This window comes from Mycobacterium sp. 1164966.3 (genome assembly GCF_001665395.1).
Classification (GTDB): domain Bacteria; phylum Actinomycetota; class Actinomycetes; order Mycobacteriales; family Mycobacteriaceae; genus Mycobacterium.
Genome location: NZ_LZSG01000053.1, coordinates 1 through 18,508, shown reverse-complemented (window position 1 = coordinate 18,508; position 18,508 = coordinate 1). Strand labels below are relative to the sequence as shown.

The following is an 18,508-nucleotide window of genomic DNA, read 5'->3' as shown; positions in this document are numbered from 1 at the left end:
TGACCACATTGTGGTCGATGGGTGGTTGCGTCCGGTGCCGGTGGGGGTGGTCGGTGAGTTGTATGTGGCCGGCAGGGGGGTCGGTGTTGGGTATTGGCGGCGGGCGGGGTTGACCGGGTCGCGGTTTGTGGCCTGTCCCTTCGGCGGTCCGGGGACCCGGATGTATCGCACCGGGGATTTGGTGTGTTGGCGCGCTGATGGGCAGTTGGATTATTTGGGGCGTGCGGATGAGCAGGTCAAGATCCGCGGGTATCGCATCGAGCTGGGTGAGGTCCAGGCCGCGTTAGCTGGTTTGGCTGGAGTGCAGCAGGCGGTGGTGATTGCCCGCGAAGATCGCCCCGGGGACAAACGCCTGGTCGGCTATGTCACCGGGAGCGCCGATCCCGGCGAACTGCGCGCCGCATTGGCCGCTCGGCTACCGGCCTACATGATCCCCGCGGCGGTGGTGGCGGTTGACGCGTTGCCGTTGACACCCAACGGCAAACTCGACAAACGCGCCCTACCGGCACCCGAATACAGCAATGCCGAGCGCTACCGCGCCCCGGGCAACGCGGTCGAGGAAATCATGGCCGGCATCTACGCCGAAGTCCTCGGCTTAGAGCGGGTCGGAGTTGACGACTCGTTCTTCGAGCTCGGTGGCGACAGTATTTCGGCGATGCGCCTCATCGCGGCAATCAACACCACTTTGGACGCCGGCCTTTCGGTGCGCACCTTGTTCGACGCCCCATCGGTGGCCCAGCTGGCGCCTGGCATCGGTGTGGGTTCCGGGCGGCTGCCGCGGTTGATGCCGGTGGAGCGGCCGGCGACGGTGCCGTTGTCGTTTGCTCAGCAGCGGTTGTGGTTTATCGACCAGTTGCAGGGGCCTTCACCGGTGTACAACATTCCGGCGGCGTTGCGGCTAAGTGGTCGCCTCGATGTTGAGGCGTTGGGTGCGGCGCTGGCCGATGTCGTGGCTCGGCATGAAAGCCTGCGCACACTGTTTGTGGCGCCCGACGGCATACCCCAGCAGGTGGTTCTGCCTGTTGAGCGGGCCGATGTCGGGTGGCAGGTGGTTGATGCCAGTGGCTGGTCGGCGAGCCAGCTGAGTGACGCGGTTGCCGCGGCAGCGCGCCACGCCTTTGATCTGGCCACTGAAATCCCATTGCGAGCAACACTTTTCCGTCTCGGTGATGAGGAACATGTGTTGGTGGCGGTGGTGCACCATATCGCTGCAGATGGCTGGTCGATCACGCCGCTGGCGGCTGATCTGGGGGTGGCCTACGCCAGCCGGTGCGCGGGCCACGCCCCGGGCTGGGCGCCGCTGGCGGTGCAGTATGTCGATTACACGCTGTGGCAGCGCGATAGCTTTGGTGAACTAGACGACAGCGACAGCCCGATTGCTGCGCAGCTGGCCTACTGGGAGCAGGCGCTGGGCGGGATGCCGGAGCGGTTGCAGTTGCCCACCGATCGGCCTTACCCGTTGGTGGCTGATCAGCGCGGGGCCAGTGTGGTCGTGCAGTGGCCGGCTGGGTTGCAGCAGCGGGTACGCGAGGTGGCTCGGGAGCATAACGCGACCAGTTTCATGGTGATCCAGGCCGCCTTGGCGGTGCTGCTATCGAAGCTGAGTGCCAGTGCTGACGTGGCGGTGGGATTCCCGATCGCCGGGCGCGCTGACCCTGCCCTAGATGAGTTGGTCGGGTTTTTCGTCAATACTTTGGTGCTGCGGGTCGACTTGGCCGGCAATCCCACCATGGCCGAGTTGTTGGCTCAGGTGCGGGCCCGCAGCCTGGCCGCCTACGAGCACCAGGATGTGCCGTTCGAAGTGCTGGTGGAGCGGCTCAACCCGACCCGAAGCCTGTCCCATCACCCGCTGGTTCAGGTGGTGCTGGCCTGGCAGAACTTCGCCGGCCAAGACAATGATCTCGCTGCCGATTTGGCCATGGGTGATCTGCAGGTCAAGGCGCTGCCGGTGGACACCCATTCCGCCCGCATGGATCTGACCTTCTCCATGGCCGAACGCTGGACCGGGGCCGGTGAGCCCGCCGGCATCGGCGGGGTGGTCGAATTCCGCACCGATGTGTTCGACGCGGCCAGCATCGAGGCGCTCGTCGAGCGCTTGAAGCGCGTGTTGGTGGCCATAACCGTCAACTCGACTCGGCGGTTGTCGTCGATTGATCTGCTCGATGAGTCTGAGCATGCCCGGTTGCAGCGGTGGGGCAATCGCGCGGTCTTGACGGGGCCTGGCAGCGCGTCGGTATCGGTGCCGGTGTTGTTTGCCGCGCAGGTGGCGCGTGCCCCGGAGGCGGTGGCGCTGGTATCGCAGGGTCGGTCGGTGACGTATCGACAGCTAGATGAGGCGGCCAACCGGTTGGCGCACCTACTGGCGAGCCACGATGCGCGCCCCGGGCAATGTGTGGCGATGCTTTTGCCCCGCTCCGTCGAGGCAATCGTGGCGATGTTGGCGGTGCTCAAGACCGGTGCGGCGTATCTACCCATGGACCCAGCGATACCCGCGGCCCGGATGCGGTTCACCCTCGCCGATGCGGCACCGGTCGCTGCGGTCACCACCACCGGGCTGGCTGAGCGGTTGGACGGGTTTGACCTAGTGGTCATCGATGTCGATGATCCGTGCGTTGCTGCCCAGCCCAGCACGTCGCTGCCGGCGCCGGGCCCCGATGACATCGCTTACCTGATTTACACCTCGGGCACCACCGGGGTGCCCAAAGGCGTGGCGGTCAGCCACCGCAACGTCACCCAGTTGCTGGAGTCGTTGGACGCCGGGCTGCCCTTGCCGGGGGTCTGGACGCATAGTCACTCCTTGGCGTTCGACGTCTCGGTATGGGAGATCTGGGGACCACTGTTGCGTGGTGGGCGATTGGTGGTGGTGCCCGAAGAGGTGGCGGGCGCGCCGGACGACTTCCACGACCTGCTGATTGCGGAACGGGTCAGCGTACTCACCGAGACCCCGTCGGCGGTGTCGGTGCTGCCACCAGAGGGTCTGGGGTCGACGGCGTTAGTGATGGCTGCTGAGGTTTGCCCGCCTGAGGTGGTGGATCGGTGGGCGCCGGGGCGGGTGATGGTCAATGCCTATGGCCCCACCGAGACGACGATGTGTGTTGCGATCAGCGCGCCGTTGAGGCCGGGGTCGGGGGCGCCGCCGATCGGTGCGCCGGTGGCGGGGGCGGCGTTGTTTGTGCTCGATGAGTGGTTGCGTCCGGTGCCGGCTGGGGTGGTCGGTGAGTTGTATGTGGCCGGTCGCGGTGTGGCGTGTGGCTACGTGGGCCGGTCGGGGTTGACGGCGTCGCGGTTTGTGGCATGTCCATTTGTCGGCGCGGGCAATGCGGGACAACCCGGACAGCGGATGTATCGCACCGGGGATTTGGTGCGGTGGCGCGGTGATGGGCAGCTGGCCTATCTGGGGCGTGCGGATGAGCAGGTCAAGATCCGCGGATATCGCATCGAACTGGGCGAGGTGCAGACCGCGCTGGCCGGGCTGGCTGGGGTGGAGCAGGCGGTGGTGATCGCTCGCGAGGACCGCCCCGGCGACAAGCGCCTGGTCGGCTATGTGACCGGCACGGCGGATCCAGTCGAGCTGCGTGCCGCGCTGGGTGAGCGGTTGCCGGCCTACATGGTGCCCGCGGCGGTGGTGGTGATCGAGGCGTTGCCGTTGACAGCCAACGGCAAGCTCGACACCCGCGCGCTGCCGGCACCGGAATACCGCGGTGTTGAGTATCGCGCTCCGGGTAGCGCGGTCGAGGAGGTTTTGGCCGGTATCTACGCCGAGGTCCTCGGGCTTGACCGGGTTGGGGTGGACGACTCGTTCTTCGAGCTGGGTGGGGACAGCATTTCCTCGATGCAGGTGGTGGCGCGAGCCCGGGCAGCCGGTCTGGTGTGTCGCCCGCGTGATGTGTTCGTCGAGCAGACGGTGGCCCGGCTGGCCCGCGTAGCGGGGGCGGTCCCGGCAGGGGGGGTGATCGACGAGGGGATCGGGCCGCTGCCCGCGACCCCGATCATGTGCTGGCTGGCCAGTGCGGAGGGGCCGATCGAGCAGTTCAACCAGACGATGGTGGTGTCGGCCCCGGCGGGGGCGACCCAGGCCGACGTGGTGGTCATGGTGCAGGCGTTGCTGGACCGCCATGCCTTGTGGCGGGCGCGCTTGGTGGAGGACGCGGCTGGCGGCTGGTCGCTGCAGGTACCTGAGGCCGGTGCCATCGATGCGCGCAATTGCGTTCACAGCGTCGACGTGTTGTCCGATGAGGCGCTGGTGGAAGCACGGGCGCGGTTGAACCCGGCGGCTGGGGTGATGCTCAGCGCGGTGTGGGCCGGTGATACGGCTCAGTTGGCGTTGATCATTCATCATCTGGCCATTGATGCGGTGTCGTGGCGCATTGTGCTCGATGACCTCAACACCGCCTGGGCTCAACATCGCAGCGGACAACCTGTCATCTTGCCGGTGACCGGCACGTCGTTTGCCCGATGGGCCTCGCTGCTGGGTGAGTATGCGCAGCGTGCTGACGTCATTGCGTGGGCTGATGCATGGAAACAGGTGGTGGGGGCCCCCGAGGTGGTGCCGGCACCCCAGCCGGCGCGCGATACCTATGCCAGCGCCGGGCATCTGTCGGTGTCACTGGATGATGAGACCACCGGGTTGTTGCTGGGTCAGGTGCCCGCAGCATTTCATGCCGGCATCCAAGAGATCTTGCTTGTCGCCTACGCCTTGGCAGTGGCGCAGTTTGTGGGCAACGGCTCGGCGCCGGTGGGTATCGACGTCGAGGGCCACGGGCGCCATGAGGAATTGGACGCGCAGCTGGACCTGTCGCGTACGGTCGGCTGGTTCACCACCAAATACCCGGTGGCTTTGAATGTCGGGGCGCTGCGCTGGGCCCAGGTAGTCGCCGGTGAGGCGAGCTTGGGACGGGTGATCAACGATGTAAAAGAGCAGCTGCGCGCGCTGCCGCACCCGCTGAGCTATGGGGCGCTGCGCTACCTGAACCCCGAGGTGGATCTGGGCGACTCCGACCCAGCGATCGGCTTTAACTACCTGGGCCGGCTGGGTGCAGCTGCGACAGAGCTTTCCGATGGGCTGTGGCGGGTCAGCGCAGACGGCTTCTCACTCGCTGCGACCGCCGCCGCGGTGCCTACGCCGTTGGCACACACCCTCGAACTCAACGCCGGCGTGCTGGACACCGACGTCGGCCCCGAGCTGCACGCTAACTGGTCGTGGGCGCCCTCGGCACTAGATCATGCGCAGGTAAGTCGGCTGAGCACGCTGTGGTTCGAGGCGCTGGCCGGCATCTGCACCTACGTGCGGTGCGGCGGAGGCGGGTTAACGCCTTCCGATGTCGTCGCCTCCGTTAGCCAGCAGCAGATCGAGAAGCTTCAGCGGCGTTATGCAGATCGCTGACCTATGGCCGTTGACGCCCCTGCAGCAGGGGTTGCTTTTTCACGCGAGCACCGCACACGGCGACGCCGATGTGTATGCGGCGCAGCTGGCCATCACCCTAACTGGACCGCTTGACCCGCACCGGCTGCGTGATGCGGTTTACACCGTGGTCAGCCGGCATCCGAACCTGGTGGCCCGTTTCAACGCAGAGCTCGACGAACCGGTACAGCTCATTCCGGCCGATCCTGAACCGGGATGGAGTTATGTCGAATTCGGCGCAGGGGATGTTGATGTCGATGAGCAGATCCAGCAGCTTTGCGCCCAGGAGCGCGCCGCTGTCTACGATCTGGCTGACCAGCCGGCTTTCCGGGCGGCCCTGATCCGCACGGCGCCAGACTCGCACCGGTTCGTGTTGACGAACCATCACATCGTCATGGATGGCTGGTCGTTGCCAATTCTGTTGGGGGAGGTCTTTGCCGCCTATCGTGGGCAGCGTTTGCCCGCGCCGGCGTCGTATCGCCGGTTCGTCAGTTGGCTTGCCGAACGTGACCTGGCGGCCGCCCGCGCGGCCTGGGCCCAAGTGCTGGCCGGTTTTGATACCCCCACTCTGGTAGGTGCGGCGGGCCGGTTGCGGCTGGGGCAGCGCAGCAGTGTTTCGTATCGGGTGCCTGAGCAGACCAGGCGGGCCCTGAGCGAGTTGGCGCGTTCACGCCACACCACCGTGAACACGGTTCTGCAGGGCGCCTTCGCGCGGCTGTTGTGTGTGCTGACCGGCCAGCACGACGTCGTCTTCGGCACCACGGTGTCGGGGCGACCCACCGAGGTCCCCGGCGCGCAGTCGATGGTGGGCCTGTTCATCAACACGGTGCCGGTACGGGCCACGCTCACCGCGACAACCAGCACCGTCGATCTGCTTCACCAGCTGCAAGACGCGCACACCCGCACCCTGGAGCACGAGCATCTGGCGCTCAGCGAGATCCACCGGATCACCCGCCAGCACCAGCTGTTCGACACGTTGTTGGTGTTCGAAAACTACCCGGTCGACACGGCCGCGTTGTCGGGCATCGAGGGATTGTCGGTCAGTGCGGTGAGCACCCGCGAGCACACGCACTATCCCCTGACGGTGCAAGCCCAGCCCGGACGCGAACTGACCCTTCGCGTCGAATACGACACCGATGTGTTCGACACCGCCAGCATCGAGGCACTGATCGCGCGATTGGCTCGGGTTTTGGTGGCGATGACCACCGACCCGACCCGGCCGTTGTCGGCGATCGACGTGCTCGACGTTGCCGAACACGCACGCCTGCAGGAGTGGGGCAATCAAACGGAGTTGAGGGAGCCGAGCAGCGCGCCGCCGTCGATTCCGGCATTGTTCGCCGCACAGGTGGCCCGCTCACCGAAGGCGGTGGCGCTGTGCTGCGGGCAGCGTTCGTGGACTTACCGCGAGCTGGATGAGGCCGCTAACCAGCTAGCGCACCTGCTCATTGAACGGGGGGCGGGCCGGGGAAAGTATGTGGCGCTGCTGTTATCCCGGTCCGCCGAAGCGGTCGTAGCGATTGTGGCGGTACTCAAAACGGGAGCGGCTTATCTGCCCATTGACCCGGCGGTGCCGGCGGCGCGAATCGAGTTCATGCTCGAGGATGCCGCGCCGGTCGCCGCGATCACCACCGCGGATCTACGCTCGCGACTGGACGGCCACGAGGTGGTGGTCATTGATGTCGATGATCCCGCTGTTGGTCGTCAGCCCAGTACAGCGTTGCCGGTGCCGGCTGCTGATGACCTCGCCCATCTGATTTACACCTCGGGTACGACGGGGCTGCCCAAGGGTGTGGCGGTCACCCACCACAACATCACCCGGCTGTTCGACTCATTGGACGTTGGCCTAGAGCTCGGCGCGGGGCAGGTGTGGACGCAGTGCCATTCCTATGCCTTCGACTACTCGGTATGGGAGATCTGGGGTGCGCTGCTACACGGCGGTCAACTGGTGGTGGTGCCCGAAGAGGTGGTGGGCGCACCAGAGAAGTTCCACGCGCTGCTGGTCGCGAAGCATGTCGGTGTCTTAAGCCAAACGCCGTCTGCGGTCGGGGTGCTTTCGCCGCAGGATGTGGATGCGGCGTTGGTGATAGGCGCTGAGGCGTGCCCGGCTGAGGTGGTGGACCGGTGGGCGAGCGGGCGGGTGATGGTCAACGTCTACGGCCCGACGGAGACCACGGTGTATGCCACGATCAGCGCACCGTTGCAGCCGGGGGCCGGGGTAGTGCCGATCGGTGCGCCGGTGCCGGGGGCGGCGTTGTTCGTCCTCGATGGATGGTTGCGGCCGGTGCCAGCAGGGGTGATCGGCGAGTTGTATGTGGCCGGCACCGGGGTCAGTGTGGGGTATTGGCGTCGGGCGGGGTTGACCGGGTCGCGGTTTGTGGCGTGCCCGTTCGTCGGTGCGGGAGCACCCCAACAGCGGATGTATCGCACCGGGGATTTGGTGCGGTGGGGTAGCGATGGGCAGCTGCAGTATCTGGGGCGCGCCGATGAGCAGGTCAAGATCCGCGGGTATCGCATCGAGCTCGGCGAAATCCAGACCGCCCTAGCCGCGCTCGACGGCGTAGAGCAGGCGGTGGTGATCGCACGCGAGGACCGTCCCGGCGATAAGCTCCTGGTCGGCTACGTCACCGGCACGGCTGACCCGGCCGAGATACGCGCACAGCTGGGCGAGCGGCTGCCCGCATACATGATTCCGGCCTCGGTGGTGGTGATCGATGCGCTGCCTTTGACGCCCAACGGCAAACTGGACAAGCGGGCCCTTCCGGCTCCGGAATATCAGGATGCCGATCGTTACCGCGCCCCGATCACCCCCACCGAGGAAATCCTGGCCGGCATTTACGCAGATGTCCTGGGATTGAAGCGGGTCGGGGTAGATGACTCGTTCTTCGAGCTCGGCGGCGACAGCATCTCGGCGATGCGTCTGGTCGCGGCGATCAACTCCGTACTGGATACAGATCTTTCGGTGCGCACGGTGTTCGAGGCGCCCACGATCACCCAATTGGCACCTCGCATCGGTGTGGGCTCCGGGCGGCTGCCGCGGTTGGTGGCGGTGGAGCGACCGGCGGTGGTGCCGTTGTCGTTTGCCCAGCAGCGGTTGTGGTTCATCGACCAGTTGCAGGGGCCGTCACCGGTGTACAACATGGCCACCGCGTTGCGGTTGGTCGGCGAGTTGGACGTCGAGGCGTTGGGTGCGGCCCTCGGGGATGTCGTGGGCCGCCATGAAAGCCTGCGCACGCTGTTCGTGGCGCCCGACGGCATTGCCCAACAGGTGGTGCAGCCTGTGGAGCGGGCCGAGTTCGGATGGGAAGTCGTTGATGCCAGCGGGTGGTCGGCAAGCCAACTAGATGAGGCGGTCACCGCGGCGGCGCGCTACACATTTGATCTGGCCACTGAAACCTTGTTGCGGGCAACACTTTTCCGTCTTGGTGACGAGGACCATGTGGTGGTCGCGGTGGTGCACCATATCGCTGCCGATGGCTGGTCGATCACCCCGTTGGTGGCTGATCTGGGGGTGGCCTATGCCAGCCGCCGCGCTGGGCGGGCTCCTGATTGGGCGCCGTTGCCGGTGCAGTACATCGATTACACATTGTGGCAGCGCGAAACCTTCGGTGAGCTCGAAGACAGCGACAGCCCTATCGTTGCGCAGCTGGCCTATTGGGAGCAGGCCCTGGCGGGGATGCCCGAGCGGTTGCAGCTTCCCACCGATCGGCCGTACCCGTTGGTGGCTGATCAGCGCGGCGCCAGTGTGGTCGTCGACTGGCCGGTGGGGTTGCAGCAGCAGGTGGCGCGGGCGGCCCGGGAGCACAATGCCACCGGTTTCATGGTGATTCAGGCCGCGTTGGCGGTGCTGCTGGCCAAGCTCAGCGGCAGCGCTGATGTGGCAGTGGGCTTCCCGATCGCCGGGCGCCGCGATCCCGCGCTGGAAAAGTTGGTCGGATTCTTCGTCAACACCTTGGTGATGCGCGTCGACTTGGCCGGTAATCCCACGGTGGCCGAATTGGTGGCTCGGGTGCGCGCGCGCAGCCTGGCCGCCTACGAACACCAAGATGTCCCGTTCGAGGTGCTGGTCGAGCGGCTTAACCCGAGCCGAAGCATGTCCCATCACCCGCTGGTGCAGGTGATGCTGGCCTGGCAGAACTTCGCCGGGCACGACAATGGTGCGACCGCCGGGCTGGCCGTGGGTGACCTTGAAGTCACCCCGTTGCCGGTAGACACCCAGACCGCCCGTATGGATCTGACCTTTTCCCTGGGTGAACGTTTCACCGAGGACGGTGAGCCTGCCGGGATCTTCGGGGCGGTGGAATTTCGCACCGACGTGTTCGATGCGGCCAGCATCGAGGCGCTGACCGCGCGCCTTAAGCGGGTGGTGCTGACGCTCACCGCCGACCCCACCCGGCGGTTGTCGTCAATCGAGATGCTCGACGAGCCCGAGCATGCCCGCCTGGATCGGCTCGGTAACCGAGCGGTGTTGAGCCAGCCCGCACCGCGCGCGGTGTCGGTGCCAGTGTTATTCGCCGCGCAGGTGCAGCATGCCCCGCATGCAGTGGCGATTCGTTGCGGGCAGGGTTCGTGGACCTACCGCGAGGTGGAGGAGGCCGCCAATCGGTTGGCTCACCTGCTAGCCGGCCGGGGTGTCGGTCCGGGTGGGTGTGTGGCGTTGCTGTTGCCGCGGTCGGCTGAGGCGGTCATAGCGATGTTGGCCGTACTCAAGACCGGAGCCGCTTACCTGCCGGTCGATCCGGCGCACCCGCGGTCGCGGATGGAGTTCATGCTCACCGATGCCGCCCCACTGGCCGTCGTCACCACCGCGGATCTGACCGCTCAGCTGAATGGCTATGACGTGGTGGTCATCGACGTGAATGAGCCCGCGGTGGATTGCCAGCCCAGCACCGCGGTGCCGGCGCCGGCTCCTGATGACATTGCCTACCTCATCTACACCTCGGGTACCACCGGGGTGCCCAAAGGGGTGGCCGTCACCCATCACAACCTGGCCCACTTGGCGGAGTCCTCGCCTTCGCAGCTGCCGGTGACACAGGTGTGGACGCAGTGCCATTCGTATGCGTTCGACTTTTCGGTGTGGGAGATCTGGGCTGCGCTGCTGCGCGGTGGGCGGCTGGTGGTGGTGCCCGAGTCGGTGACGGGCTCACCGAATGACTTCCACGACCTGCTGGTTGCGGAAGCGGTCAATGTGTTGACCCAGACCCCGTCGGCGGCGGCGGCGCTGTCCCCGGAGGGGTTGGAGTCGGCGGCGTTGCTGCTTGGCGGGGAGGCGTGCCCGCCGGAGGTAGTGGATCGGTGGGCACCGGGACGCGTCGTGATCAACGCCTATGGCCCGACGGAGGTCACGGTATACGCATCGATGAGCGCCCCGTTGAGGGCGGGGTCGGGAGTGGTTCCGATTGGTGCGCCGGTGGCGGGGGCGGCCTTGTTTGTGCTCGACGGCTGGTTGCGCGCGGTGCCGGTGGGTGTGATCGGGGAGTTGTATGTGGCCGGTCGCGGCGTGGCGTGTGGATATGTGGGCCGGGCGGGATTGACCGCTTCGCGGTTTGTGGCCTGTTCCTTCGGCGAGCCGGGAACCCGGATGTATCGCACCGGCGATCTGGTGTGTTGGCGCGCTGATGGGCAGCTGCAGTATTTGGGGCGCGCCGATGAGCAGGTCAAGATCCGCGGATATCGCATCGAACTCGGCGAAATCCACACGGCCCTGGCGGGTTTGGCGGGGGTAGGGCAGGCGGCGGTGATCGCCCGCGAGGACCGCCCCGGCGATAAGCGCCTCGTCGGCTATGTCACCGGCAGCGTCGACCCCGTCGAGATACGCGCGGCGTTGGCCGAGCGGTTGCCCGCGTATATGGTGCCCGCGGCTGTAGTGGTGATCGAGGCCTTGCCGTTGACTCCCAACGGCAAACTCGACCCCCGCGCCCTGCCGGCACCGGAATACCAAGGCATGGTGCGACATCGGGCGCCGAGCAACGCCGTCGAGGAGATACTGGCCGGCATCTACGCCGAGGTCCTCGGTTTGGAGCGGGTCGGGGTGGATGACTCGTTCTTCGATTTGGGTGGGGACAGCATCTCCTCGATGCAGGTGGTGGCCCGGGCCCGGGCGGCCGGTCTGGTGTGTCGCCCGCGCGATGTGTTCGTCGAGCAGACGGTGGCCCGGCTGGCCCGGGTGGTGGGGGCAGCCCCGGCAGAACGGGTGAGCGATGAGGGGATCGGACCGCTGCCCGCGACTCCGATCATGCGCTGGCTGGCCGGCGTGGCTGGCCCGACCGAGCAGTTCAACCAGACGATGGTGGTGTCGGCCCCGGCGGGAGTGACCCACACCGACGTGGTGGTGCTGGTGCAGGCGCTGCTGGATCGCCACGCCATGTTGCGGGCCCACGTCGAGGACGAGGCCGCGGGGACGTTGATGGTGCCTGAGGTCGGGGCCATCGATGCGCGCGAGCGCGTGCACACCGTCGACGTGGTGTCCGATGAGGTGCTGGTGGACGCGAGGGCGCGGTTGGATCCGGGCGCGGGTGTGATGCTGAGCGCGGCGTGGGCCGCCGAGGCCGGTCAATTGGTGATGGTCATCCATCATCTGGCCATTGATGCGGTGTCGTGGCGCATTGTGCTTGATGACCTGAACACCGCCTGGGCCCAACACCGTGCCGGCCAGCCGGTGGTGTTGCCGGTGACCGGGACGTCGTTTGCCCGGTGGGCGGCGCTGCTGGGTGAGTATGCACGCCGGCGCGAGGTGGTGGAGCTGGGTGATGCGTGGAAGCAGGTAGCCGGGGCCCCGGCGGTGTTTTCGGCGCCCCAGCCGGCGCTGGATACCTATGCCACCGCCGGACAGATGTCGGTGTGGCTGGATAGCGAGACCACCGGGCTGCTGCTGGGCGAGGTGGCCGCGGCGTTTCATGCCGGCATCCAGGACATTTTGCTGATCGCGCTGGGGTTGGCGGTGGCGCAGTATGTGGGCAACGGTTCTACGCCGGTGGGGATCGACGTCGAGGGCCACGGCCGCCACGAGGAGCTGGGCGCGCAGGTGGACCTATCGCACACCGTGGGCTGGTTCACCACCAAATACCCGGTGGCTTTGAATGTTGGCGGGCTGCGCTGGGCCCAGGTGGTCGCCGGTGAGCCGGGGCTGGGGGCGTTGGTCAAGCACGCCAAAGAGCAGCTGCGCGCGCTGCCGCACCCGCTGAGCTATGGGGTGCTGCGCTACTTGAACCCCGAAGTCGACCTGGGTGACGCCGAGCCGCTGATCGGGTTCAACTATCTGGGCCGGCTGGGCGGCGCGGCCAGTGACGCTGATCTGTGGCACATCGACCCGCAGGCGGTGGCGCTGATCGGTGCGGCCACCGCGGTGCCCATGCCGCTGGGGCACACCGTGGAACTCAACGCCACCGCCGTCGACACCGAGGCGGGCCCCCGGCTGCACGCCAACTGGATGTGGGCGCCCTCCGCGCTCGACGACGTGGCGGTCAGCGACCTCAGCCGGTTGTGGGTGCAGGCGCTGACCGGGATCTGCGCGCATGTGCGCGCCGGTGGGGGTGGGCTGACCCCGTCGGATGTTGCACCGGCCCGGCTGAGCCAACCCCAAATCGATGACCTGTGCCAGCACTACCGGGTCGCCGACATCTTGCCGCTGACCCCGCTGCAACAGGGCCTGCTGTTTCACGCCAGCACCGCACACGGCAACGACCCCGACGTGTACGCGATGCAGCTGGATATCACCCTCACCGGCGCCCTCGACGCTGACCGGCTACACCGGGCGATACAAACCGTGGTCACCCGCCACCCTCACCTGGCGGCCCGGTTCTGCGCCCAGTTCGACCCGCCCGTGCAAATCATCCCGGCCGACCCGGTAGCAGGGTGGCAGTACGTCGAGCTTGACAGCGATGTCGATGAGCAGATCGGCCAGCTGTGTGCCGCCGAGCGCGCCGCAGTCGGCGATATCGCCCACCCGCCGGCGTTTCGGGTGGCGCTGATCCGCACCGCCGAGCATTGCCACCGGTGCGTATTGACCTTCCACCACATCGTGATCGACGGCTGGTCGCTGCCGATCCTGCTCGGTGAAATCTTCGCGGGCTACCACCACCAGCGCCTGCCCGCGCCGGCGTCGTACCGCCGGTTTGTCAGTTGGCTGGCCGAACGTGACCTGGATGCCGCCCGCGCGGCCTGGGCCCAAGTGCTGGCCGGCCTTGACGCCCCGACCCTGGTCGGACCGTCCGCCCGGTTAGGGACAGCGCGGCGAAGCATCGCCTCCTACCGGCTGCCAGCACACACCACCCAAGCCCTCGGCGAGCTGGCGCGCGCCCACCACACGACCGTCAACACGGTGCTGCAGGGCGCTTTCGCGCAAGTGCTGATGTGGCTGACCGGCCAGCACGACGTCGCCTTCGGCACCACGGTCTCCGGACGACCCACCGAGGTGCCCGGCGCGGAGTCGATGGTGGGCCTGTTCATCAACACGGTTCCGGTCCGCGCACACCTCACCGCCACAACCAGCACCGCCGACCTTCTTGAGCAGCTGCAACACGCCTACACCCAGACTCTGGAGCATCAGCACCTGGCGCTCAGCGAGATCCACCGGATCACCGGCCACGACCAACTCTTCGACACCTTGTTGGTGTTCGAAAACTACCCGGTCGACACGGCCGCCTTATCGGGCGCCGACGAATTAACCATCACCGAGGTCACCGGCCGCGAAGCCACCCACTACCGGCTGACCGTGCAAGCCCAGCCGGGCACCGAGCTGGGTCTTCGCGTCGAATACGACACCGAGGTGTTCGACACCGCCACCATCGACGCACTCATCGCCCGGTTGCAACGGGTGTCAGTGGCCATGGCGACCGAACCCGCCCGGCCGCTGTCCTCGATCGATCTGCTCGATGAACCCGAGCATGCCCGCCTACGCGGCTGGGGCAACCAGGCGGTGCTCACCCAGCCCGCACCCACGCCGGTGTCGATTCCCGACTTGTTCACCGCGCAAGTCACGCGCACACCAGAGGCCGTCGCCGTCCGCTGCGGCCAGCGTTCGTGGACCTATCGCGAGCTGGAGGAGGCCGCCAACCAGCTAGCTCACCTACTCGCCGACCAGGGTGTGGGACCGGGTCAGTGTGTGGCGCTGCTGGTCGAGCGTTCGGCTGAGGCGATCGTGGCGATTGTGGCGGTACTCAAAACCGGGGCTGCCTACCTACCGATCGACCCGGCGCTGCCCGCGGCGCGTATCGAGTTCATGCTCGACGACGCCGCGCCGATCATGGCCATCACCACGGCGGAATTGCGCTCCCGGCTGGTGGGCGATGACCTGCTCGTCGTCGACGTGAATGATCCGGCGGTGCAGGCTCAGCCCAGCACGGCACTGCCGGCGCCGGCTCCCGATGACATCGCCTACCTGATCTACACCTCGGGCACCACCGGTGTCCCCAAAGGCGTTGCCGTCACCCACCACAACGTCACTCAGCTGATGGAGGCCTTGGACGCGGGCCTTACAACGCCCGGTCCGGCAAAGGTGTCGACGCAGTGGCATTCCTACGCCTTCGACGCCTCGGTCCGGGAGATCTGGGGGGCCCTGCTACATGGCGGTCAACTCGTGGTGGTGCCCGAGGAGGTAGCGCACTCGCCGGAGGACTTCCACGCGTTGCTGGTAGCTGAACACGTCAGCGTCTTGAGTCAAACCCCCTCGGCGGCGGCTGCGTTGTCACCCCAGAATTTGAAATCGGTCGCCTTCGTCGTGGGCGGTGAGCCCTGTCCACCCGAGCTGGTGGATCGGTGGGCGCCGGGACGGGTGATGTTCAACGCCTATGGCCCCACCGAGACCACGGTGGATGTGTCAATCAGCGCGCCGCTGACGCCGGGGTCGGGGGCACCTCCGATCGGCTCGCCGGTGGCGGGGGCGGCGCTGTTCGTGCTGGACGGCTGGCTGCGGGCGGTGCCGGTGGGAGCGGTCGGCGAGTTGTACGTGGCCGGTTACGGGGTGGCCTGCGGATATGTGGGCCGGGGTTCGTTGACGGCCTCGCGGTTTGTGGCGTGTCCGGTCGACGGCGCGGGGGCACCGGGGCAGCGCATGTATCGCACCGGGGATTTGGTGCGGTGGGGTGCTGATGGGCAACTGCAATTTGTGGGGCGCGCCGATCAGCAGGTCAAGATCCGCGGGTATCGCATCGAGCTCGGCGAAATCCAAACTGCCCTAGCGAGTTTGGCCGGGGTGGCGCACGCGGCGGTGATCGCGCGTGAGGACCGCCCGGGCGACAAACGGCTGGTCGGTTATGTGACTGGGACTGCGGATCCGGTTGAGCTGCGCGCTGCGCTGGCCGAGCGCCTGCCGGCATACATGGTCCCTGCGGCGGTGGTGTCACTTGAGGCGTTGCCGTTGACCCCCACCGGCAAGCTCGACGCCCGGGCGCTGCCGGCGCCGGAGTACACCGCTGGTGGCTATCGGGCTCCGGGCAGTGTGGTCGAGGAGATACTGGCCGGCATCTACGCCGAGGTGCTGGGCCTGGAGCGGGTCGGGGTGGATGACTCGTTCTTCGATTTGGGCGGCGACAGCATCTCGGCGATGCGTCTGGTCGCGGCGATCAACTCCGTACTGGATGCGGATCTTTCGGTGCGCACGGTGTTCGAGGCGCCCACGGTGGCTCAGTTGGCGTGTCGTGTCGGTGTGGGTTCGGGGCGGCGTGAGCCGTTGGTAGCGGTGGAGCGGCCGGCGGTGGTGCCGTTGTCGTTTGCCCAGCAGCGGTTGTGGTTCATCGACCAGTTGCAGGGGCCGTCACCTGTGTACAACATGGCCACCGCGTTGCGGTTGGTCGGCGAGTTGGACGTCGTGGCGTTGGGTGCGGCCCTCGGGGATGTGGTGTCTCGCCATGAAAGCCTGCGCACGCTGTTTGTGGCGCCCGACGGCATTGCCCAACAGGTGGTGCTGCCGGTGGAGCGGGCCGAGTTCGGGTGGGAAGTAGTGGAGGCCGGCGGATGGTCGGCACCCCGGCTGGATGAGGCCGTCGGCGCGGTAGCGCGGCGCGGTTTTGATTTGGCGTGTGAGATCCCGTTGCGGGCAACACTTTTCCGTCTCAGTGACCAAGACCATGTGTTGGTCGCGGTCGTGCACCATATCGCTGCTGACGGCTGGTCCATCGCTCCGTTGGTGGCTGATCTAGGGGTGGCCTATGCCAGCCGCAGCGCCGGGCGGGCGCCTGATTGGGCGCCGTTGCCGGTGCAGTACATCGATTACACATTGTGGCAGCGCGAAACCTTCGGTGATCTGGCCGATGCCGAGAGCCCTATTGCTGCGCAGCTGTCCTATTGGGAGCAGGCCCTGGCGGGGTTGCCCGAGCGGTTGCAGCTTCCCACCGATCGGCCGTACCCGTTGGTGGCTGATCAGCGCGGCGCCAGAGTAGACGTGCATTGGTCAGCTCAGTTGCAGCAGCACGTGACACGGGCGGCGCGGGAGCACAACGCGACCAGTTTCATGGTGATTCAGGCCGCGTTGGCGGTGCTGTTGGCCAAGCTCAGCGGCAGTGCCGATGTGGCGGTGGGCTTCCCGATCGCGGGCCGTAATGATCCCGCGTTGGAAAAGTTGGTCGGGTTTTTCGTCAACACCTTGGTGCTGCGGGTCGATCTGGCCGGTAATCCCACGGTGGCCGAGTTGTTGGCTCAGGTGCGCTCTCGCAGCGTGGCCGCCTACGAACACCAAGACGTGCCCTTCGAGGTGCTGGTCGAGCGGCTCAACCCGAGCCGAAGCCTGTCCCATCATCCCCTGATTCAGGTGATGCTGGCCTGGCAAAGTTTCGCCGCCCACGACGATGGCGCCGCCGCCACGTTCAGCTTGGGTGACCTTGACGTCACCCAGATCCCGGTGGACACGCGCGGCGCCCGAATGGATTTGGTGTTTTCTCTGGCCGAAAACTTCACCGATACGGGTGAGCCCGCCGGGATTTCCGGCGTGGTGGAGTTCCGTACCGATGTGTTCGAGGCGACCAGCGTCGAAGCGCTGATCGCGCGCCTTGAGCGGGTGGTAGTGGAGATCACCGCCGACTCGACCCGGTTGGTGTCGTCGGTGGATGCGTTGGACGCCGGTGAGCATGCCCGGCTGCAGGAGTTCGGTAACCGAGCGGCATTGACCCAGCCGGTGGGCGTGCAAGTATCGGTGCCGGTTGTGTTCGGAGCGCAGGTGGCCCGCGCGCCGGAGGCGGTGGCGATCCGTTGCGGGCAGGTTTCATGGACCTACCGCCAGGTGGACGAGGCGTCAAATCGATTGGCGCACACGTTAGCCGGCCGGGGTGTGGGTGCCGGTGGGTGTGTGGCGCTGCTGTTTCACCGGTCTGCTGACGCCATCGTGGCGATGTTGGCCGTGCTCAAGACCGGGGCGGCTTACCTGCCGATGGATCCGACGTTGCCGACGTCGCGTATTGAGTTCATGCTTACCGATGCCGCGCCGGTGGCTGTGGTCACCACCGCGGAGTTAGCTGATCGGCTGGACGGATTTGGGTTGCCGGTCATCGACATTGATGACCCGGCGGTGGATCAGCAGCCCAGTAGGGCGTTGCCGGCGCCGGCCCCGGACGATATCGCGTATGTGATTTACACGTCGGGCACGACGGGAGTGCCGAAGGGGGTGGCGATCACCCACGCCAACGCGACGTTGTTGGCGCAGTCATTGCCTTCCCAACTGTCGGCGAATCAGGTGTGGACGCAGTGCCATTCGTATGCGTTCGACTTTTCGGTGTGGGAGATCTGGGGCGCGTTGTTGCGTGGTGGGCGGCTGGTGGTGGTGCCCGAGGAGGTGTCGGGCTCCCCGGTCGATTTCCACGATCTGTTGGTGACCGAACACGTCAGTGTGTTGACCCAGACTCCGTCGGCGGTGGCGGCGTTGTCCCCGCAGGGGTTGGAAGAGGCGGCGTTGGTGCTGGGTGGGGAGTCCTGTCCGGCTGAGGTGGTGGATCGGTGGGCGCCGCGACGCGTGGTGGTCAACGCCTATGGCCCGACGGAGGCCACGGTGTACGCCACGATTAGCGCCCCGCTAACGCCGGGGTCGGGGGCTCCGCCGATTGGTGCGCCGGTGAGGGCGGATTCGGCGAAAAACGGGATTGTGCCGATCGGCTCGCCGATGCCACGCGGAGCATTGTTCGT

The 18,508-nt window shown here is 66.7% G+C and carries 2 protein-coding genes; both read left to right on the top strand.

Features of this window, described 5'->3' with window-relative positions; all coding sequences use genetic code 11:
* A partial coding sequence (locus A9W99_RS27620; RefSeq protein ID WP_156623197.1) for a non-ribosomal peptide synthetase occupies positions 1–5,383 on the top strand: 5,383 nt, incomplete at its 5' end.
* A partial coding sequence (locus tag A9W99_RS19725) for a non-ribosomal peptide synthetase (RefSeq protein WP_156623196.1) occupies positions 5,370–18,508 on the top strand: 13,139 nt, incomplete at its 3' end. The genes A9W99_RS27620 and A9W99_RS19725, both read left to right, overlap by 14 nt.